Genomic DNA, 391 nt, shown 5'->3' with positions numbered 1-391 from the left:
CTTTTTTGCCGTGGCGGCGTGCTGGTGAACGCGGACACAGGAGCTGTCGATCATGATGATCTCGCCGTCAAAGGCCTTGGAAACCGCCGCCAGAAGCCGATCCCAGACCCCGGCTTTGCGCCATCGTACGAACCGGTTGTAGCAGGTGGTGTAGGGGCCATAGCGTTCCGGCACATCGGCCCAGGGTGAGCCGGTGCGGAAGCGCCACAGGATGCCGTTGAGCACCTTGCGGTCGTCAACGCGTGCCACACCGCGGACCTTGTTGGGGAGACGAGGCGCGATGATGCCCCATTCAAAATCGCTCAATTCATACCGACGCATCAAAGCCTCCAAAAGAAGCCTTGAATCAGAACTTACATCAGCACGATACCCAGTTTATGAGTTTGCGACC

Annotated in this window: 1 protein-coding gene; it reads right to left on the bottom strand. The window is 58.6% G+C overall.

The features are described from left to right. Positions 1-321: IS5 family transposase (locus ACWGS9_RS35465; RefSeq protein WP_454509513.1), on the bottom strand; the 321-nt coding region annotated here is incomplete at its 3' end. Positions 322-391: the final 70 nt, after the last annotated feature.

The organism is Mesorhizobium sp. Arg314 (genome assembly GCF_053714275.1).
Note: the sequence above shows the minus strand (reverse complement) of the source record. Positions and strands in the feature narration are given on the sequence as shown.